Below are 19,466 nucleotides of genomic sequence, written 5' to 3'. Positions count from 1 at the left end.
GGGTTATGAAATATATGTATTATATTTTAGATACTAATTTAAAAGTTGCTGGAATTCTTTCTTTAGAAGGTTCAGCAACTCCTTTTTATAATGATTTAATTACTCGAAAAATCGCTGAGGATTCTCAAAAAATTTGGTCAGATACATTAGAAATCAATGTCCCATATGGTACGAATGAAGTTGATTTAATTGAAATTGGTAATCATATTCTAGCTCCTTCAGATGATAATTCAAAATGGTTTATTTATCGTATTGATGATATTGAGGATGAACTTGTTGCTGGTGGAATTCATACAAGAAAAGCTTCATGCTATAATTTAGCAATTTGGGATTTTTATCATACGCAAGTTGCAGCAAAAGCTTTTACTGGTTCACTTGTAAGTGACATCATTTTATATGCCTTACAAGGCACTTCATGGCGTTTAAATGATTTAGATTCATATTTTAATGGAGAAAAGTCTTTTGAGGTTTCTGATGGTACTGTACAAGCTGCAATTGATTCAATTATTCAAATTTTTGAATGTGAAGTTGAAGCATATGTTGTATTAGAGAATGGTTATATTGTTGACAAAATTATTAATTTTGTTGAAAAACTTGGTGATGAAAATAAAGATTTTCGCTTTGAATATAGTAGAAATTTAGTTGGTGTTACTCGCAAAAAATCAGATTTAGAATTATATACAAAATTATATATTTATGGTGGTACTAATTCAAAGAGCGAAAGAGTAACAATTGCTTCAGTTAATAATGGACAAACATTTTTACTAGATAATGAAGCGAATGATTTATATAACGCTGGTAATAAGTATCTTGAAGGCGCTGTTACACGTGAAAGTATTTTAAATCCTTCAGGCCTTTTGACTTGGGGGAAAAACAATTAGAATTTTATAATCATCCTCATTATGAATATACTGTTGACGTAGCTTTAATTGATGAAGATATTGAACTTGGTGACAGTGCTTATATTATTGATACAGAAATGTCACCTGAATTATATCTTGAAGCACGTGCAATAGAAGTACAAATTTCACAATCTGATTATATAGCTAATAAAGTTGTTTTTGGCGACTTTATAGAAATAGACGTAGTAAAGCCTTCTTCAATCTGGGCACTTGAATCATTGGCTTCACAGGCTTTAGAAAAAGCGAATGCGGCTTCATCTTGGAAAGTTGAATTATTCACACCTGAGGGAACAGATTTTGAAAATATGACTGATAAAAAATCAATTATCGCACGTGTTTATGATGGCATGACAAACATTACTTATGACTTAGAACAAGCTTCTTTTGTATGGCAAATGACAGATGTTAATGGTGTTCATAACGAAGAATGGGAAAATGCACATATCGGTATTGGAAATGTTATTGAAGTTGGTCAAGAAGTAGCTGGCTATACAATTACTTGTTCCGTTGATACTGTAACAGCAGAAACACCTTTATTCTTTGCATTAGAACAAGACTTTTTTTTCTTTAGTAAATTAGAAAATAATAATTCAAACACTGAAGATTTAAATGTGAAAGTTGTTCAATATGCAGTTGTTGAACCAGTAAATCAAAATATTTATTGGTCACAAATTTATGAAGGTTCTAAATTAACCGCTGCCGACATTGCTAAAGGTGAAAGCTACTCTATTACTCGCACTGGAATGAACGGTTTAATAATTGACCGTATGGAAATTAAAAACGGTGGTCATGGTTCACACTTTGCCCTAAATATTGAAAATAATAAGGTTATGGTTTACGCACAAATAAAAGACGTTGATAACGATACTGCTTATGCTTGTAAATTCCCCTATCGAGCTGAAACAATGATTGATATTAATGATGTATCTGTTGTGAAACTTGCTGAAACAATGGCACGTGTTAACGCTGATTTTAAAAACAATTATTATTTATTTGTAGATGGTTCAGCAGATTCAATAAGATTTAGAATCAATACAAAAGAACAAATTGAAAATGAAGGAAGATTACTTTCAAAATATATTCTTAATGCTTCAGATTTTTTAGTTCAAGAAAACCAAATTTATCAATCTAGTACATTAGATTTTCCTTATTTATATGTAACTTTTGGCGGTACTAATGGAACTGCAAATAATGGTGATACACCAGTATTATATTGTATTGATGTAAGAAGTTCTTCAGTGGTATATCAAATAAATTATACATTTACAACGGATGCAATCGTTCCTGAAGATGACCATCATGAAGCCGAAACAATAAGTTGTTATTATGATTTAAATGGTCAAAAATGGCTTGTACAAGGTTTTGCATTTACAAATGATGATGAAGCATTATTAAGACGAAATAACTGTTTATATAGAGTAAGAGAAACATTTAGAACTTAATTAAAATTTAGCCTGTCTTTTTACAAAGGTAGGTTTTTTGCCTATAACTACACTAAAATTTCAAAGGAGATAAAAAATTTATGATAGCCGCAAAAAATCAAATATCATTTACACAAAATGGTATTATAAATAAACAAAATTCTAATGATATTCAAAAGGCTAATAAACTATTAGATGATTTAAATAATGATGGAATGATTACACCTTTTGAAAAGCAACAATTAGATAATGAGTTTCAAAATTTAGTACCTGAACACGATTCTTTAGTTGAACAATGTACAAATTATTCATTAACAACTGAACAGGATTTTATTGATTTTAAAACAGCCTATTTTACATTGAATGACCTTCTTTACAAAAATACTGATGCACCTTTGAAAGATATGTCTACAACTTCAGAAATTGATCTATCAACTATTAGAAATGCTTTTATCACTTATTATTCAAAACGTGATATTGTAAATTCTTTAATCAATACAACTATTGATAATAAGGCTGCCAGTGCTGCGACTGATGCTGAAAATGCTGTAAATACTGCTGAAAATGCCAATAATAAAGCAACTAATGCTTTGACTACTGCAACATCTAAAACAACCGTTTTCACACAACAAGCGCAACCCACTCCTTTAGCAACTGGTGATATTTGGTACAAAATAGATAGTAATAATAAAATAATCGCTGTTTATATTTGGTCTAATACAGGATGGATAGAAAAGAAATTTGATTATAATACTCTTTCCGTTGGTAAATTATCAGCTCTATCTACTGATTTAGGCTCTGTTACAGCTGGTTCTATCAATATTAATGATAATTTTGTTGTTGGATCTGATGGAACTATTCAAGCTAAAAAAGGTAATTTTTCAGGTGATATTACATCAAAACTTGTTACTGTTGGGTCTGAAAATGCTAATGATTATAAAGAAACAATTAATGCTGGATATTTTCCTTATTTAATGAAATTTAGAAATCCAACACCTGATTTTGAAACAGGTAATTACATTTATGATGAAAATTCATTTGCTGTTGCAAGCGAAGGAAATGTATTTAGTATAATGAAGGTTATTGAAAAAGACGGCAATTTAGAAAATGCAGACCCCGCACGTGATGGTACTGGATTGTTTAATACAAATATGAGTTTTCAAACACCTATTTTAATGGTTACTGATAATATGCAATTTGGCTCTAACTTTGTTGGCCGTATCTGTGAAGCACAAGACAATGATAGTGCTAAAACATATAGAGGTTATATTCAACACGACAATGGTGTAAAAATTACAAAATATCAATCTAATGCACTAGCGCCCTTATTTGCAAATTCATTATTTTTAGGCAGTGACCGCCAACAAGTTCCAATTATAACAACTGGTAAAGTTACTATTTCACCAACGGCAAATACACCAACATCAAAAAATATTTCTTTTGGTCATACTTATTCTTCTGCTCCTGTTGTAATGGTGACTGCACAAACAACAGTTCCGGGGACAACTGTTACTGGTTGTGGTGCTTCAAATATTGCCGTTGATGCATGTGATATTTTTGTTACCCGTACTAATTCAACAAATACTGTTTTAATGTGGGTTGCGATTGGAATTTAAAAAACTATTACGAATGAAAATTATGTAGCTTAATGGAACAGAATCGAAAAACGTGGTCAATTGAGTAGCACCATTTTTATGTTTTTTATGTAAATTTTAACTATTGATACCGATATAAATATATAAATTTTTATTGATTGAGGGTGATTCAGTGGCTGATTTTTTGAAATTACTAGAGAACTATAAATGGAGTGTTTTAATAGTAGGTTTTTTATTGTTTATTATTAAGAATTGGATTGAAAACTCAGATAACAATCCATTGGAGAAAATATTAAATTCTAAGTTAATTAACTTTTATAACCAATTATTTATTTTTATCGTAGCTTACGTTACATTTCTCATAGTTTTGATTATTAATCCTTCAAAAGAAATGGCTCAACATCTTTCAGAAAAAATATTTATAATTGCCCTTCTTATTACTGTTTTTGTAATTTCCCTTGCATGGTTTCTTATTGTAAGAGTTATTGTTTATTTTCTAATTCCTAAATACGATTATTATATATTGTTTGCTGACAGTGTTTTAGAAGAAAAATTAGAGTGGAAATTAATTAAAAATAGTGGCAAAAGAGGATACATGATTAAAAATAGAAACGGTGTTATTGATTTTATTAAAGATATTTCAGAGGTTAAATTTAAAGAAGTAAAAAGGATTAAGAAGAAAATGGGGATAAAAAAGGATGGATCAAGTGATAATATGACTATAGATAAAAATTTAGATCCTATGAAAAGATTAGAGTACAATCATTATGCAATAGATAAGTCGCTAGAAAGGTTAAAGGATGCATTAAGCAGAGCGATAGAAAAAGAACTATACTTAGAGATAGGCAACTTATTGTTATGGGTGCTCACTACGGATGAATGGCATTGTAAGAATAATACACCTGGATACACTGATAGAAAAAAAGTTGATTCAAAAGGAATACTATTATTTGGTTTAAGACATGCTTATAATCTGATAAAACACGATATGAAATGTATTCAGTTGCATAGAAATCATTTTGAATCAAAATTAACTTTTCCTTTAGAAATACCTGAAGAAGGTATCGAATTAGGTTCTATTCAAGTTCTTTGGGAAGAAAATAAAGAATTTAAAGGGTATGATAATCAAAAAAAGATATATTTGGAACAAATGAACGGAAAGTATGTATTGCTTGCATTTGAAGAAGCGATTCAATTTCTTCAGAACGAAAAGCAATATTATTTAAAATAATAGAATGAGTTCTTAATCTTTGTATGCATTTTTTAGCAGGAAATATTTCCTTTCTGTCGAAAATAGTAGATAAATCTCTTAGATATTTTCTAAGCATAGATTAATAAATATTAGAGGATGCCTTGTATAGGTGTCCTTTTTATTATGCAATTTTAAAAGGTGTTACAGAGCATAACACGTCAAATTAGCGTTTTAAGAAGAAGGTGAATAAATGGAAAAATTAGCATGGATATGGGCATTAACACTCACAGGATTGACATGGCTGATAGGCGATTGGAATATTAGTTTATCAATTTTAGTTGTGTTAATGACCTTTGATTTTATAACTGGAATAGCGAAAGGTTGGATTACTGGTAAAGTATCTAGTCGTATAGGCTTTAAAGGTGTTCTACGCAAATGTATGTATTTTGTGGCGTTAATCGTTGCCAATATGCTGGATTTATTAGTAGGTGGAGTACCAGTGTTTAGAACGATGGTAGCTTATTATTTAATAGCTATAGAGGGAATTAGTGTGTTAGAAAACCTTGAAACTATGAATGTACCTCTACCACAGGCAATTAAAGAGAAATTTATAAACATAAGAGATGAGAATGATCAAAAGTAATGTAATACATATTATAAATTCTAAAGGGGGCTATACGCCCTCCTTTTTATATTCAAGAAAGGAAATGATATATAATGACAATGAAATTATCTGATAATGGCGCTAACTTTATCGCTTCACATGAAGGTGGATTTAAATTAACATGGTACAAGCTAAATGATGGGGTTATGACTGTTGGGGCAGGACATACCATCTCATTATCTGAAGCTAAGAAAAAAGGTATTACTGTAGGAACTAAAATTACGAAAACACAAGCAATTAAATGGTTTGAAGAAGACTGTGCTGGATTCGTAAATGGTACAAACAAATTACTTCAACAATTCGGATTTAAAGTGAATCAAAATCAATTTGATGCATTAGTTTCCTATGCTTATAATCGTGGTCTTGGATCATCTACATATGATAATGGATTGTATCAACTATTACATCATTCAAAGAGTGTTAGTGCTATTTCTAATAACTTTTTAGTGTATTGGGGTACAAATACTACTTATAAAAAAGGCTTGTTGAATAGGCGTACGGCTGAAAAGAAATTATTTGATACACCTGTAACAACTAAGACTTCAAGTTCAACAACAAGTAAATCATCAAGCACTACAAGCTATAAATATACAAAAAATAGAAATACAGTTTCTTTAATTGACTTTATGACATCAAATGGATTAAATTCATCATTTAGCAATCGTGCAAGTTTAGCTAAAAAATATAGTATTTCTAACTATAAAGGCACATCTGGTCAAAATACAACGTTATTAAGTAAATTGAAAGCTGTAAAGGTTACTTCTAGTTCATCGCAATATTACACATCTAATCCTGGTAAAGTGAAATTGTTAACGACTTGCAATTTATATAAATCAGTTGAATTTACGAATAAGAATAAAACTGGCATGTATTATCCTAAAAATACGATATTCACTATTACAGGAATTAAAAAGTCTAAAGCAGGTACTCCAAGACTTCAAACAAAATCAGGATATTATCTTAGTGCCAATAAGAAATATGTAAGGAAAATCTGAATTGATTCAATAAAAAATTTAGCAGAATCCGATTTTGGATTATTTAAGTTAAATTAATATAATTAAAGAGTGTGGAAATAAAGGGACTTGGCTTTAATAAAATCCTTTTATTTGGAAAGTTGGTTTATTTTTAAAACAAAATATGTTACTTTTAAATAGTAATATAATGTATCTATTAGGAAAATTTCTGTATAAAGATCATCAGATCAAAGATACCCCATTTATGGTGCGTAAATATATCATTAGATTGATTTTTGCATTTTATATAAATAATATTCATATTTACTAAAAAAACAATATTAACCCATTTGTTGTATTTATAAACAAAATATGCTATTATTATTAATAATAATACAGAAAGAAGTGTTTTTATGAAGAAAATCTTAATGTCGTTATGTTTATTAACAGTTTTTTGTCTTATTGGGGCAACCAAAAGTGATGTTTCGTATGCCAAGGAAGTTTCAAAGGAAAAGAGCATTGAAGATTCTTATAAAGATGCCATAAATGGTGTTTCAGACTTGGAAACAGTAAAGCCTGATTTAAGTTTTTCAGAAAATAAAATAGCTGAATATACGATAAACTCTTCATTGCCTGAACCTAAAGTAGCTGAATATGAAACAGCACAAATTTTAGATGAAGAAGAAGTTGATGGAGTTGAAGAACAAACTGTAATGGTCACAAAATTTCAAAATATACTTCTAGATGATGCTTCTCATAGTGATGCTATCACAACATTATCTACTATAGATCAGGGAACAAGCAAATGGGACAAATCATATAGTGTACAAGCCTATAGTAGATTCTATTACAAAACAAAAGTTGTTAGTGGAACAACTAGAGGTAAGGTTACAAAAGTTACAGGTGGATGGAAAATTGAGGATAGAACTGTAAGTTTATCAAAAAGAAAAGTTGTAATTGGTACTAGTGGTTTCCCTTCTTTAACACAAAGTAAGACATATACACCTTCCTCAAATACTTTTAGCTATAATGCTCCTTCTTCATGGGGATATGTATCATTGGAAGTGGGGCATAATATGGGCGTAAACACGCAAGTAACTTTGAAACATGGTAGTGGTTCTACTTGGACATTAAAATTATCTAATAATCATTCGGGAAATCTTTAATTAAAAGGTCAATTGTAAGGAGATGTTTTTATTAGATATTTAGTAATTATAGGAATTATTTGTATTGTCATTTCAGGATTAAGCATTGGAGCATGGACTTCAGGATCTGAGCAAAGAGCAAATTTTTTCTCTGAAACAAAAGAATATAGAAATAGTCGAGAAAAAGTAGGCTTATACTTTGGAGCAATAGGTGTTATTTTGCTTATTATTGCAGCTTTAATGTGGTATTTATAATAGTTGCTGGCTTCTATAAAAGCTTCGAATAAAGGATAAACTAATGAATGGGTTAGCCAATATGGTTAACTCTTCATTTTGTTACATAGCATTATTGTACAGAATTATAAAAACTAGTTTTCTATTTATTCCCTTGCAATATATTGTTATAATAGATATAAATAACTATGAAAAGGGAAATAATATGAAGAAATTAATTTCCATTCTACTATCGATGATATTATTTGTTTCAGTATTAAGTATTGGTAGAGATGAAGTACATGCAAAAACTGTAAAAGCACCTAGTAAATTTGAAACATCTTCAGAAGAATATTCAAATACTTTAACATGGAATAAAGTAAAAGGTGTAACTGGATACGTATTATATTTAAAAAATGACGATGGTAAGTTTGTAAAAGAATACACCACTAAGCATAATTCAATAATACATTCTAATTTAGAACCAGATACAGAATATTCTTATAAAGTAAAAAGTTATATAAAAAAGAAAAATAAAACGACTTACAGTAAGTATTCAAAAACTATTACTATAAGAACTCAAGTAAAGACTGAACAAAATCTATATACATTTATGACTACTGAAGCAAGAAGTAATGTAAAAAGTGTAGGAATTTTTATAAAGAATAAGAGTAGTAAAAAGATAGAAATTCAAGAAACTGGATATTTAGTAGATAGTGATTATTCAAGTTTTACTAGAAGTCTAACATTAGTAAAAATAATAGATGATAAAATAACTTATCCTAAATCAATAATTATAGAACCAGATAAGTCAGAGATGGTTTTATTCAAAGTTAAAGGTGATCCTACATGGTATGATAAAGATAGTACTATGGTATTTGATTATAATTATTCTGGAAAATTATTTAGACATTTCGCAAATACTTTTGAAAATTCATTATATATAGAAACTGAAATTCAACAATAATTAACATTTTCAGCATGTCACTAATGTGATGTGCTTTTATTATCCTTTATAAGGATAAGGAAAGGCGAATGTAAATGTTAAATATTGAACGTGCGAAAATGGAAGTTAAGAGAATCGCTATTACAGATGATGAAAAAACCACACATACAATTAGTATGAACGGTTCTTAGAATAAACCACTACCCTAATTTGATTGATAACGTATAAAAAGCTAGGACTCGTAACTTTTTACGACAGCACATTTATGTACCGTCCTATTTACGACAAAGCAATTTTGCGCTCACTTAATTTTATAGTTGCTCTAATTGACCGCAAGTGGGGAAAGATGAATACTACACTATGAATCCTAAGAAGGTTAAATTGCTTAAAAGTTGCAACTTATACACTTCTGTAGAGTTTAATGATCATACTAAATCAGGGATAGCATATCCAGAAGGTACAGTATTCACTATTGTAAAAACAGGTAAATCAAAGGCAGGTACAACTAGATTAAAAGTTGCTAGTGGATATTGGATTAGTGCTAATAAGTCGTATGTGAAGAAAGTGTAATATTTCAACAGGTATGATAATGGTAATAATTAAAAACTATATTATATAGTGTTATATATTATTAATATTAATTATCAAATGCACTATTAAGTTTATAATTATTACCAAAAACGTACCTGTTCAGATACTATTATTTAATCATATTAGAACCAAAATCAAATCCGACAGAATGTCGTATTTCAGAAATACAGATATAATTGACTTGGCATTTAATCAACATATTTATTTTAATTTTAGATTTAATGATAATTATTGTGAATTTTAAGTTTTTTATCTTGTTGAATATTAAAAAGATGGATAGGAGATGAAAAATATTGAAGATTGATTCTAATAAGTTATTCAAACTATTAAAAAAGGAGCACTTCCAGCTCCTAAAAAATTATTTGTTTAATATAAGTTTTTATGCCTTATTTAAAGCATTTATTATGCTTTCTTGTGTAAAACTTTTTGCCCATGAAGCTCCAGAATTTAGTATTGCAGACGGAGATTCATTTGAATTATCTAATTTTACTGCAATCAATTTTTTTCCTAATTCTTTTCCTTTGTTTATTTCCCAATTTATCCAATTTTTATCACCTATTTCAATACTTCTTGGGTGCTTATCGTTGGCATGTTTCCCTATTATAACTAATAAATAAGTTGCTGAATTAATTTTTTGGGTTAATACCGCTTTCACTCTACTATAATCATCACTGTTTATCTCACTGGGGGTTAAATCATTAAAGGAAAATTCAAAATCAGTGTTTTTATCCCATGCAGATAACAAATTTTTATAATGTTTATCATTTTCATAGTCAAAACTTATGCATACCTTTTTCTTTGCCATATTATTTATTACCTCCTCATTAGCTTCTGTTTCTTCTTTGTACAATTTTATATAAACAAATAATTTTTTTACATTTTCATTTAGAAGTTTAACATTTCCAATATCTCTATAAACAAATAACAGATACAGTATAGTACATAATATAATTAAAAGACTAAGTAATACATTTATGATTGAAACAAAATCTAATCCATTTTTCAAAATTGAAAAAACTTTTATACCCATTGCAAATATTATTCCTATAGGTAGTAAGAAATAATAGATTCTGTGTATTAAAGCGGATAAAAGAGGATATTCCTCTAAATAAGAATAACCCTCTCTGGTTATCAATTTACTTCCACTGAAAGTATTTAAACTATTTTCTAGAGTATGTATATATTTATACTGTCTTTCAATATTCATACATATTTGAAAATATTTAATTGCAAAATTGAGTAAAAGTAATAATAAGGCAGTAATCAAAATATTATAATTTATATTTAATTCAAATCCTACTTTTTTTTCAACCCATTTATTAGCAAGTAAAACGGAATCTAATGGTTTTAATTCTACTAAGAAATAGCTTATCAACAATAAAAATATATAGAGAGTTACCCTGTCCCTTTTGATTAAGTCACTTTTGAGATAAGATATAGTTTCTTTATAGTGATCATAAAGGGTTGAAAATTTTAGTTCGTTTTCTATAATGTTACTCAGTCCATTCATAAATTCTTTGAAACACATTATAAATATAGTTATTTATTACTATTATACCATGATAAATGATTATTTGATAATAAAAGTAAAAATAAAGTTAAGTAAGTTCAGAAGTGAAAAAGTATCTCACTATTAGAATCTTATTTTATACCATCAGTTTTTGAATACTTTTTTACTGAATTAATTAATGTACTTTAATATCATATAATTACTATTTATATCCTATTTTTCTAATGTTATCATTTATTTAAAAGAGAAATGGGAGTGTGATATTATTTATGAATAAGTCTATATTACTTCTTTTATTATTATTTTCACTTATTTTAACCTCTTGTAATGAAAGCGATACAGTTAGAACATCGGAGGCAAGTAATAACCAAGAAATAAATGATTCAACAGAAATTAAAAAGTTAGAAAAATTATTAAATCAAAGAGAATATAAAGAATTGTTATCTGAATTAAATAATTTTGAAGATACAGATAATAAAAAAGTTAAGAAATTGAGTGCAGATTTCTTGAGTGAATTAATAAAAATGGATAATTATTCTTTTTTATATGAAAATCGTGACACTATTGAAAATTCAATGGCTTTTGGAGATAAATCAAAAAAGGATTTGAAAAATTTTTTAGAAGATAAAAAAGAAGAATTATTAGATAAAATGGAAAATTATATTTCTCAAAAAAATTATAATGATTTAGAAATCTTATATAAAAGTAATAATATAATAGAAGAAGATGCGGAAGGATCAACATTGTATCATTATGTCATATATCTTCAAAATGAAGAAAACTCAGAAAACCCATCTTATGAATTGGCGACTTTTGTTAATCCAAATTATAATGGAAGATTGAAAAACGATATTGTAAAAGCAATTACAGATGATAGTTATTATGCGAAGAGTGGAGTATTACCAATTGATAAAATGGAATGGGAATCAATTTATGAGCAACATCAAAGGGAAATTGAACAGGAGTTAGAAAATAGTAATAGAGTCGATCCAGCCATTGGTATGACTAATGAAGAAGTTTTAGAATCAACATGGGGTAAACCACAAGAGATAAATAAAACTACATCATCGTACGGAGTTAGTGAACAATGGGTATATCCTGATTATAAATATCTATATTTTGAAGATGGAATTTTAACAACAATTCAAGAATAATAGAGTAGCCAGTTTTGGCTACTTTTTTATTTGATTTATTTAAATTTTACGTCCATCTTTTAATATGAAATTTGCTTCATAAACAACATCTAAAGCATTTGCAATATCAATCAATTCTTTTTCGTTAAAATTATCACGCTTTAGCTTATTAGAAAGGTTTGGTTGAGATGTTCCAATTTTATCAGCTAAATCTGATATATTCATTTCCTTTTCAATCAATAACATTTTAATTTTCTTAGCCATACTCATATATTTCACCTATTTCACCTTTTTCTAATTATTGATATTATACACTTCCACATAATTATATGTAAATAAATTATCACTAAATAATTATAAATCACTTTACATTATCACTTTTTAGTTATATATTATCATTAATAGATGATTTTATAACGAAGGTGAGGTGATATAAATGGCATTTGAATATCTAAAACAGTACATAACCTTTCAATCAATTGACGAAATGGATCAAGAAGTGGACAAGCATATCCAAGTACACTATTACAATTTAACAGCTAGCGAACGTTCTATTTTATATAAAATTGCATCACATAGTCTTGATTATCCAGGAGCGTGTCATCTTAAAGCATCTACAATAGCTACCGCATTAGAGATTAGTACGAAAACAGTATATCGAGCCATCAAGAAATTGGAGTCATTAAGTATTATCAAAAAAGAAACTACAGTACGTGGAAAAGGTGGTCAAGGTGCAAACATATTTATAATTTTACCTTGTAATGTCCCACCGAAAATGTCTGAGCGTGAAGAATCTGACAATGTAACGGAGAGTAAGAATTGCGATAGGAATCTTGAAAGTCAACCATTACACTCTTTAAAAAAACAAGCACTAACAAATAATAATATAGACGATAAGGGGAATCTGATTGAACAATATGGAAATAAGTATCAGCAATTGTTGTATGAGTTCATTCGTATGATGCCATTTAGAGATAGTGTATTGAACTCAGCTTACGAAATATCACTAGCTATTCAAATGACTTCTAATGAAGATTTTATAGTGGCAAAAGATACGATCAAGAAAGTAGCATTAGATTTACTATCTCATTTGCGTATAATTTCAAGCGTGAGGTCATTGATAGAAGGTGCTTATAATAAAGCTATAGAAAGACGTGACAGACATTTGAACCTTATAAGGTATAATTGGCTATCTACTAAACAAAAAGACTCTAGCGAATTGGATCTAAGTGAAAATAAGCCACCATTTGATATATGTAAATATGATTGGTTGAATACATGAAAATAACGAGTACAGAAATGTACCCGTTACTCAAAATGTTACTCATGCCGTAGTAAAACCTTATAAAATCAACTCCATTGATAAGAGTTCGATTCTCTTAGTCGGCATATTGTAGCAAAAGCAAGTTTTATAAACAATGTTTTAATTCCTTATAGATGCTGATATATAAGCATCTATAAGGAATTTTTATTTTTGGCGTTATTATTAGTTCTCGCGACTTTTTTATCACCACTGCACATTTACTACACAAGTTACACATCCACTTGATCATTTGGGGAAGAATCGGCAACATCTAGACTTGATGAAAGTTATGCTACAACTAATGTTACGAACCTTATCTGAATTCAATTGGCACATTATAACAACATTTAAACACTATTAAGGATTACTCAACAATCTGGCTGTTTGTTGAATAGGCAGGGATGGAGAGAACCATTTCTTCATAAATAAATTTTTGTATATGCCTCTTCATAAGCCATTTTCCATAATAACAGAGATATACTCTTGTCATTCATGGTTTTAATGCGACGGTAGTGACTAAAAAGAGACCATACTTAGTTAAGGAGGCCACCGAAAAAGTAAAAAAAGCTAATTTTTTATCATAAAAATCCGATATTACTACTTTGTTGAAGTGGAATTAGCGTAGACTCTTGTGGGAAAACGGACTAGACGAGACCCTGCAGGAAGCGAGCGGACGAGGAGGCTCGGCAGTTTGCCCACGGAAAGCGAAGCTAATTCCACTTCAATTAATATCATATATATACTATAAATTATTGTGTTACTACACTTTTTCAGTGGCCTCCTTAGTTGATCTCTTTAAGCTCCTGTTTTTATTTACATTTGATAATTTAATATTCATCTATTTTTATAAATTAGTTCTTTCGATTTATAATAAATGGTTGATGTTTTGAACATACATTGTAGAGATATTAGTCAAATAATTTGTTGATATTTTGTAACATTTGTCTAAAAGTTGAGTAAAATGTCCTAAAAAAGCTTCTGCATTAGTAAGAACTGCGATATAATTTATTTGTAGTAAATATATCCCATGGAATATACCATTTTAGTAGATCTACTTTTCTGTAGTAGGGGCATGACGATGCTCAAAGAGTAAAATGTTGAATTATATTTTGGGAGTGGATGAAGTTATGGTACATTGGTTAAGAACAAATAAATATGCATCTGTTGTTTTGTTATTGATTCGTCTGTATCTTGGATACAAGTGGCTTTTAGATGGTTTTTCAAAAGTGTGGGGAGATTCGAGTCCTTTTAATGCGGCAGGATATATGCAAAATGTTGTTAAAAATCCTGTGCTTGGCCCAGAAAAAGATGTTTTATATCCAGTGTTTAATGGATTTATCGAAAATATTGCATTGCCACATGCACAATTGTTTAGCTTTTTTGTGGCGTGGGGAGAATTTCTGATAGGGCTTGGATTAATATTTGGTGTTCTGACAACTGCGGCTACTTTCTTTGCGCTGTTTATGAATTTCATATATCTGTTCGCTGGTACAGTTTCAGTCAATCCACTTTATATTTTACTAGGATCTATTTTACTTTTCAGTGGATTCAATGCCGGTAAAATCGGCGGAGATTATTGGGTCATTCCATTCATTCGTCGCTTTGTAAAAGAGAAATTGCATTTGGGGAATCATTCAGGTTCATCACAACCATCAGCTAGTATAAAATGATGAACGAGTAAGTGTGAATATTAGTATTGAAAATCTATTATCGAATTAGATAGCATGTTAGGATGTTTGATCAAAACGGATTGATGCCAGTTTGTTGGTGTCAATCCGTTTAGTTTATTTAAATCATTATTCTTCCAATTAGGTCAATTAACTTTTGAGCATGTATGAAGTAAAAAAGGAGTGGCCACAATAGAACTATGATGATACTATTTTCAAATTTTGGAGGTATAGATGATGAAAATGACAGAACAAGCGGCCTCTTTTTTAAAAAAAGAAATGGCAGAAAAAAAGGAAGATACTTTACGATTTTATAATTTGGCTGGCTGCTGTCATCCAACATTGACAGCTGAGTTCGAGCCTGCAGAAGATGGAGACAAGATAGAAATTGTTGAACATATAAGGATTGCTATTGAACAAGCTGTTGTTGATGATTTGAAAGATGTAACGATTGGGATTGATGATAGTGGGGAAGAAGTAGAGCTTGTTTTAGATGGCTATGTTTTTCCGGATGCTTGTGATTGTGAGGAACATGATCATCAATAAAAATGAGAATTGAACATTTATTATGAAAATAAGTGCACAAACATATTCAGAGTATGACAAAACTATTGGATAAATTGAAAAACTTTTAGTGCCAAAATTATATAAAAAAAGTATGTTAATTAGGAAAAAATCAGGGTGAATATTTGGCTCCATCTTAAAGAATATTGTATTTTTAGCTTCATGTATATAAATTTTAGCTGCAGCTTGTTCGACTCCTCAAAAATGCATTATGGAATTAAATTTAATTATAATAAATTCTTATAAAAATATTAATTTATCATTCATTTACCTAATGATATTTGTGCTATAAAATTTCAGATGGGTTGATTAAGGTTAAGAAGAAACTGGAAAATGTATTTGACATAATCCTAAAAAATATATTTTTTAGTTCCATTTATGTAGATTGGAGCGGAGGGTTGCTCGACTCCCGCGGGAAAAGCGAGACAGCTGAGACCCTGCACGAGCGTAGCGAGGAAGCGGCTTAGCGCTCGCCCGCAGGAAAGCGAGCAAACCGCAGCGGAAATCAGCAAATCCTCTATATCAAAATGGATAAAATTGGATAATTAAAAATGTCTGATAAAAACAAATAAATTAGGCACTACCATGGTTGAACTTTTAAGTGTGAAAGAAAATCAAATTTTAGTAAAGGGTTTGGATGCGATTGATGGAACATCCATTATTGATATAAAACCTGTAATGAAAGAGTTTTTGCCAAAAGGAACAGTTATTCAACCAGAAGGGACTACCTCATTAATGAATGAAACAATATTGGCATAAAAAAGAAATACTTTAATTCGTTTTGAATGATATTCATTTTTTTGTCAAGAATAAGAAGAGATAATTCTTACAGAGGTGAAATCATGATTCAATTTGAATCCAGTATTGAAGGTAAAAAAGCAGAATTTGGGTACATTCGAGATAGTTTTGAACGTTTTGGTTGTAGTTTTTGCTCTAATTTTGAATATCATGAAGGAAAATTCGATTCCATTCTTCATCGGAAAGATGGCGAAACCATTTATCTACGGATGCCTTTTCGTGTTATAGATGGGGAATTAGATCATCATTCTGCCTATATTGAATTTGAAAGACCTTTTGTGATTAAGCATGTCGTGAATCTTGGATTAGATTACGATGAAAATTCATTGCTAACGGTTACTGGAGGACTTAGTCAGTTCCAAGAACCTATCGACAAAGATGGGGAAATTAAAGATAAAAATCAGTGGGTCCAAGCTGGAGAACAAAAAATTGATGAAATGCTGAATTCGTTGGAAACAGATTTAGTATCTTAAGACAGATTGATCCCTCATGAATAGGCAGCAAGTCCCCCGTATCGAGAATTCAGTAAAAGGTATAAGCGGGGGACAAAAGCTTGGGATGAAACCGCCATAAAGTGAAGTTTCACTTTAGGATGCGGCTATACATAAAAATGGCAAAAGGAAGATTGAATCATACGAAAAGTATTCGGAATAAGCCTATTAGCTACCAGTTTTTTCATCCAAATCTGCTTGTTCTTTAATACCTTTTCCTAAATATTTACCGTTGAAGGGATTAAAATATATTTCCATATATTTTCCTTTTTTTGTTTTTCCTTCAATGATGAAAACAGGCTCCTGCTCATCATTTCGTTGAATTTGAAAATGATAGTCATCAGAAGAAGATTTTTTAGAATGAATGGCTTTAAGACCATATTTTTTGATCGCCAAGTTGATCAATTTATCACTATCAACGCTTATATCTTGATTTTTAATGGGTTTGTCATCGGATGCATCTAATAGGATGTATTTTTTTAGTTTTCCATTTTCAATGATGACATTCATACGATATTGTGCATTTGGGAGACTGATCATGCTATTCCAATTTGGCTTCTTTCCTCCTTTACCACTTGTTTCTTTGTTATTGACACTAGAAATGCTGATTAGTTCAGGCGTGTGATCGTATGCTTTTCCTTGTTCAATGGAAAGCATAATGGCTTCACGTAAGGTAATATTTCTATTGGGCGTTGAATGGAAAGATTCAACTTCAAATTCAGTCATTGGTGCGATTCTGCTTTGAACTATATTTTGTTTTTCTATAAAAAATATTTTTTCTAGATTAATGGAGTACCAAAAGCAAAAAACAAGGATAAAAAAATAGATAAGCCGCAAATATTTCATACACAATTCTACCGTCCTTTTTCGAATCATGATCATTAAAATAATGGCTGATACTGTATCATATTATTCAATCCGTTGTTTTAGAAAGGTTAGTAAAGGGAAAATTTTAGATATTTCCTTGACGAGATAAATTTTTTGAATACCTCTTTTAAAATCTTTTCAAAATGTAACCTATTACATGATCCTCAAAACCAAGCTTTAAAAAGCCTGGTTTATAGCTTCTAATTCCTATAAATTGCAATTGTGTTACAAATTCATTTCAAAAACGTGGCGATATTTAACTCTTTTGTAATGATACTGACGCTAAATTCTCAATAGGATGTAGAACAACAAAATACAATCATTTATCCTATATGAACGACAGACAGTCCCTATTTTAAGACTCAAATAGATAGGTTGAGGATCAAGAAAGTCTTCATTGTATGAAGTTTCACTTTATCCCACTTTAACGGGCAGTAAGACCCCCATCTCAAGATTAGAGAGAAACGAAAAAGATAGATGGGAGGATCAACTGCCCGTAAAAGTCCGATTGGTTCGGGCCAACAAGATGTTGGTCCCTCAGGTGTTGCCACAGGACATGGCGCTTTTAACCTGAGTTCCTTTATTTTAGTGGGGGATGAAGAAAACCCCCACTGATGGAGTTTCACTTTATCAAATTGAAAACTACAAACATATCTCTTAAAATTTAGTCTTTGTGAAATAACCATGGGGATTAGTTCAAAAAAAGCTGGATCGCTAGTTAAAAGAAAATATGAAGAAGATTTTACTGAAAATGAATGAAAAATGAAAGGTGATGTTTAATGCTAAATAGGTTATTCAAAAAATTTTTCGTATTAAAAAGTTTTGTTGGTTTAAGTATTTTGATTTTTGTGCTATTGATAGGGACTGGTTGTTCGCAAAGTGACCAATTGGTAAAAGATCAGCTTGTTCAAGCAGATAAGGTCATTGTAGAAGAAAATGATAAAATTATAGATCAAAAAAGTGTAGATTCGATTGAACATGTTCTAACATCTGAATTTACAAGTCCAAAACTGAAGTATAACAAAATCATTCAAAACACCAAAAATTTTACGATAGTTGGTGGTGAAAAAGTTGTAAAGGCATCAAGTGGGAGTGAACTATATAAATACATTGAAGGTTTATATAAATCTTCCTTTACTGAAGCAGGATTTGAAAAATTTTTCATCAGTTCGGCTTTTAAATATACTCTTCAATCAAAAGATGTCCATATTAAAGTGAATGATATTTCAATTAAAAAGAATAAAGACGATGAACAAGGTTATGATTTTATCGTAAAAGTAAAATATCAAAAAAATGGTGGTACGGAAAAGGATTATAATGTTAAAGGAATCGTAACACTTCCTGAAAAAGGAAAGATTAGTGAAATCACATACTTAGATGATGGGGGATTAATGCAAAAGATCAAAAATAATAGCTAAAAAATATCGGACAGCCCATTCCTTTACATTTATTTTGCATGAATGGGCGATTAGATCCTCACATCAAGGCTACAGTAAAATTAGGACGATTAG

At 29.8% G+C, this 19,466-nt stretch carries 20 protein-coding genes and 1 pseudogene; 18 read left to right on the top strand and 3 right to left on the bottom strand.

Going from position 1 to position 19,466, the window contains the following annotated elements:
- The first annotated feature begins 5 nt into the window (after nt 1-5).
- The 10 genes from FEU33_RS07400 to FEU33_RS07360 all read left to right on the top strand — a co-directional run bounded on the left by FEU33_RS07400 (nt 6) and on the right by FEU33_RS07360 (nt 9,601).
- The gene (locus FEU33_RS07400; protein WP_146548762.1) at nt 6-881 is read left to right on the top strand and encodes a phage tail spike protein; all 876 of its coding nucleotides are present in this window, start codon (nt 6-8) and stop codon (nt 879-881) included.
- On the top strand, nt 863-2,344 hold the full coding sequence (locus FEU33_RS07395) for a phage baseplate protein (RefSeq protein WP_146548761.1): 1,482 nt from the start codon (nt 863-865) through the stop codon (nt 2,342-2,344). Before FEU33_RS07400 ends, FEU33_RS07395 begins: the two co-directional genes overlap by 19 nt.
- Nucleotides 2,345-2,424: 80 nt before the next feature.
- Nucleotides 2,425-3,939: a hypothetical protein gene (locus FEU33_RS07390; RefSeq protein WP_146548760.1), complete on the top strand. Its 1,515-nt coding sequence runs from the start codon at nt 2,425-2,427 to the stop codon at nt 3,937-3,939.
- A 151-nt stretch (nt 3,940-4,090) separates the two neighbouring features.
- On the top strand, nt 4,091-5,149 hold the full coding sequence (locus FEU33_RS07385; RefSeq protein ID WP_146548759.1) for a hypothetical protein: 1,059 nt from the start codon (nt 4,091-4,093) through the stop codon (nt 5,147-5,149).
- 211 nt (nt 5,150-5,360) lie between these two features.
- Nucleotides 5,361-5,753 (top strand): phage holin family protein, encoded by a 393-nt coding sequence (locus FEU33_RS07380; RefSeq protein ID WP_146548758.1) that lies wholly within the window; start codon nt 5,361-5,363, stop codon nt 5,751-5,753.
- 74 nt (nt 5,754-5,827) lie between these two features.
- Nucleotides 5,828-6,769, top strand: coding sequence for a DUF5776 domain-containing protein (locus FEU33_RS07375; RefSeq protein WP_146548757.1), 942 nt, complete (start codon nt 5,828-5,830; stop codon nt 6,767-6,769).
- Nucleotides 6,770-7,140: 371 nt separating this feature from the next.
- Nucleotides 7,141-7,893, top strand: coding sequence for a hypothetical protein (locus FEU33_RS07370; RefSeq protein ID WP_146548756.1), 753 nt, complete (start codon nt 7,141-7,143; stop codon nt 7,891-7,893).
- Nucleotides 7,894-7,923: 30 nt separating this feature from the next.
- Nucleotides 7,924-8,127, top strand: a complete 204-nt coding sequence (locus tag FEU33_RS18750) for a DUF5316 family protein (protein WP_186731416.1) — start codon at nt 7,924-7,926, stop codon at nt 8,125-8,127.
- 184 nt (nt 8,128-8,311) lie between these two features.
- Complete coding sequence (locus tag FEU33_RS07365) at nt 8,312-9,052, top strand: fibronectin type III domain-containing protein (RefSeq protein WP_146548755.1); 741 nt, start codon at nt 8,312-8,314, stop codon at nt 9,050-9,052.
- A gap of 339 nt (nt 9,053-9,391) precedes the next feature.
- The gene (locus FEU33_RS07360; protein WP_280524838.1) at nt 9,392-9,601 is read left to right on the top strand and encodes a DUF5776 domain-containing protein; all 210 of its coding nucleotides are present in this window, start codon (nt 9,392-9,394) and stop codon (nt 9,599-9,601) included.
- Between the two features lie 400 nt (nt 9,602-10,001).
- Here FEU33_RS07360 and FEU33_RS07355 read toward each other — a convergent pair whose 3' ends face one another.
- Nucleotides 10,002-11,132, bottom strand: coding sequence for a TIR domain-containing protein (locus tag FEU33_RS07355; RefSeq protein ID WP_222433411.1), 1,131 nt, complete (start codon nt 11,130-11,132; stop codon nt 10,002-10,004).
- A gap of 269 nt (nt 11,133-11,401) precedes the next feature.
- Here FEU33_RS07355 and FEU33_RS07350 point away from each other — a divergent pair, with 269 nt between their 5' ends.
- The gene (locus FEU33_RS07350; RefSeq protein WP_146548753.1) at nt 11,402-12,286 is read left to right on the top strand and encodes a hypothetical protein; all 885 of its coding nucleotides are present in this window, start codon (nt 11,402-11,404) and stop codon (nt 12,284-12,286) included.
- Between the two features lie 39 nt (nt 12,287-12,325).
- On the opposite strand, the gene FEU33_RS07345 is transcribed toward FEU33_RS07350, so the two are convergent.
- On the bottom strand, nt 12,326-12,529 hold the full coding sequence (locus FEU33_RS07345) for a helix-turn-helix domain-containing protein (protein WP_244950991.1): 204 nt from the start codon (nt 12,527-12,529) through the stop codon (nt 12,326-12,328).
- 172 nt (nt 12,530-12,701) lie between these two features.
- Here FEU33_RS07345 and FEU33_RS07340 point away from each other — a divergent pair, with 172 nt between their 5' ends.
- The 5 genes and pseudogenes from FEU33_RS07340 to FEU33_RS07320 all read left to right on the top strand — a co-directional run bounded on the left by FEU33_RS07340 (nt 12,702) and on the right by FEU33_RS07320 (nt 17,070).
- Nucleotides 12,702-13,547, top strand: coding sequence for a helix-turn-helix domain-containing protein (locus FEU33_RS07340; RefSeq protein ID WP_146548751.1), 846 nt, complete (start codon nt 12,702-12,704; stop codon nt 13,545-13,547).
- A gap of 1,148 nt (nt 13,548-14,695) precedes the next feature.
- The gene (locus tag FEU33_RS07335) at nt 14,696-15,238 is read left to right on the top strand and encodes a DoxX family protein (protein WP_146548750.1); all 543 of its coding nucleotides are present in this window, start codon (nt 14,696-14,698) and stop codon (nt 15,236-15,238) included.
- Nucleotides 15,239-15,469: 231 nt separating this feature from the next.
- The gene (locus FEU33_RS07330) at nt 15,470-15,781 is read left to right on the top strand and encodes a hypothetical protein (protein ID WP_146548749.1); all 312 of its coding nucleotides are present in this window, start codon (nt 15,470-15,472) and stop codon (nt 15,779-15,781) included.
- Nucleotides 15,782-16,360: 579 nt separating this feature from the next.
- Nucleotides 16,361-16,558: pseudogene (locus FEU33_RS07325) on the top strand (TrmO family methyltransferase domain-containing protein); the annotation flags it as partial.
- An 83-nt stretch (nt 16,559-16,641) separates the two neighbouring features.
- Nucleotides 16,642-17,070, top strand: a complete 429-nt coding sequence (locus tag FEU33_RS07320; protein WP_146548747.1) for a YugN family protein — start codon at nt 16,642-16,644, stop codon at nt 17,068-17,070.
- A gap of 186 nt (nt 17,071-17,256) precedes the next feature.
- On the opposite strand, the gene FEU33_RS07315 is transcribed toward FEU33_RS07320, so the two are convergent.
- Complete coding sequence (locus FEU33_RS07315) at nt 17,257-17,814, bottom strand: hypothetical protein (protein WP_146548746.1); 558 nt, start codon at nt 17,812-17,814, stop codon at nt 17,257-17,259.
- A gap of 618 nt (nt 17,815-18,432) precedes the next feature.
- Here FEU33_RS07315 and FEU33_RS18745 point away from each other — a divergent pair.
- Nucleotides 18,433-18,570, top strand: a complete 138-nt coding sequence (locus FEU33_RS18745) for a hypothetical protein (protein WP_186731347.1) — start codon at nt 18,433-18,435, stop codon at nt 18,568-18,570.
- A 164-nt stretch (nt 18,571-18,734) separates the two neighbouring features.
- Nucleotides 18,735-19,373: a hypothetical protein gene (locus tag FEU33_RS07310; protein ID WP_146548745.1), complete on the top strand. Its 639-nt coding sequence runs from the start codon at nt 18,735-18,737 to the stop codon at nt 19,371-19,373.
- Nucleotides 19,374-19,466: the final 93 nt, after the last annotated feature.

This window comes from Rummeliibacillus suwonensis (assembly GCF_007896435.1).
Lineage (GTDB): Bacteria > Bacillota > Bacilli > Bacillales_A > Planococcaceae > Rummeliibacillus > Rummeliibacillus suwonensis.
Note: the sequence above shows the minus strand (reverse complement) of the source record. Positions and strands in the feature narration are given on the sequence as shown.

Bases quoted from the DNA above. Each gene is read 5' to 3' on its own strand.
- FEU33_RS07335 (WP_146548750.1), top strand. From the start codon at position 14,696: ATGGTACATTGGTTAAGAACAAATAAATATGCATCTGTTGTTTTGTTA.
- FEU33_RS07355 (WP_222433411.1), bottom strand. From the start codon at position 11,132: ATGAATGGACTGAGTAACATTATAGAAAACGAACTAAAATTTTCAACC.
- FEU33_RS07365 (WP_146548755.1), top strand. From the start codon at position 8,312: ATGAAGAAATTAATTTCCATTCTACTATCGATGATATTATTTGTTTCA.
- FEU33_RS07350 (WP_146548753.1), top strand. From the start codon at position 11,402: ATGAATAAGTCTATATTACTTCTTTTATTATTATTTTCACTTATTTTA.
- FEU33_RS07380 (WP_146548758.1), top strand. From the start codon at position 5,361: ATGGAAAAATTAGCATGGATATGGGCATTAACACTCACAGGATTGACA.
- FEU33_RS18745 (WP_186731347.1), top strand. From the start codon at position 18,433: ATGGGAGGATCAACTGCCCGTAAAAGTCCGATTGGTTCGGGCCAACAA.
- FEU33_RS07330 (WP_146548749.1), top strand. From the start codon at position 15,470: ATGATGAAAATGACAGAACAAGCGGCCTCTTTTTTAAAAAAAGAAATG.
- FEU33_RS07375 (WP_146548757.1), top strand. From the start codon at position 5,828: ATGACAATGAAATTATCTGATAATGGCGCTAACTTTATCGCTTCACAT.
- FEU33_RS07320 (WP_146548747.1), top strand. From the start codon at position 16,642: ATGATTCAATTTGAATCCAGTATTGAAGGTAAAAAAGCAGAATTTGGG.
- FEU33_RS07360 (WP_280524838.1), top strand. From the start codon at position 9,392: ATGAATCCTAAGAAGGTTAAATTGCTTAAAAGTTGCAACTTATACACT.
- FEU33_RS07345 (WP_244950991.1), bottom strand. From the start codon at position 12,529: ATGGCTAAGAAAATTAAAATGTTATTGATTGAAAAGGAAATGAATATA.
- FEU33_RS07370 (WP_146548756.1), top strand. From the start codon at position 7,141: ATGAAGAAAATCTTAATGTCGTTATGTTTATTAACAGTTTTTTGTCTT.
- FEU33_RS07310 (WP_146548745.1), top strand. From the start codon at position 18,735: ATGCTAAATAGGTTATTCAAAAAATTTTTCGTATTAAAAAGTTTTGTT.
- FEU33_RS07315 (WP_146548746.1), bottom strand. From the start codon at position 17,814: ATGACTGAATTTGAAGTTGAATCTTTCCATTCAACGCCCAATAGAAAT.
- FEU33_RS07400 (WP_146548762.1), top strand. From the start codon at position 6: ATGAAATATATGTATTATATTTTAGATACTAATTTAAAAGTTGCTGGA.
- FEU33_RS07390 (WP_146548760.1), top strand. From the start codon at position 2,425: ATGATAGCCGCAAAAAATCAAATATCATTTACACAAAATGGTATTATA.
- FEU33_RS07340 (WP_146548751.1), top strand. From the start codon at position 12,702: ATGGCATTTGAATATCTAAAACAGTACATAACCTTTCAATCAATTGAC.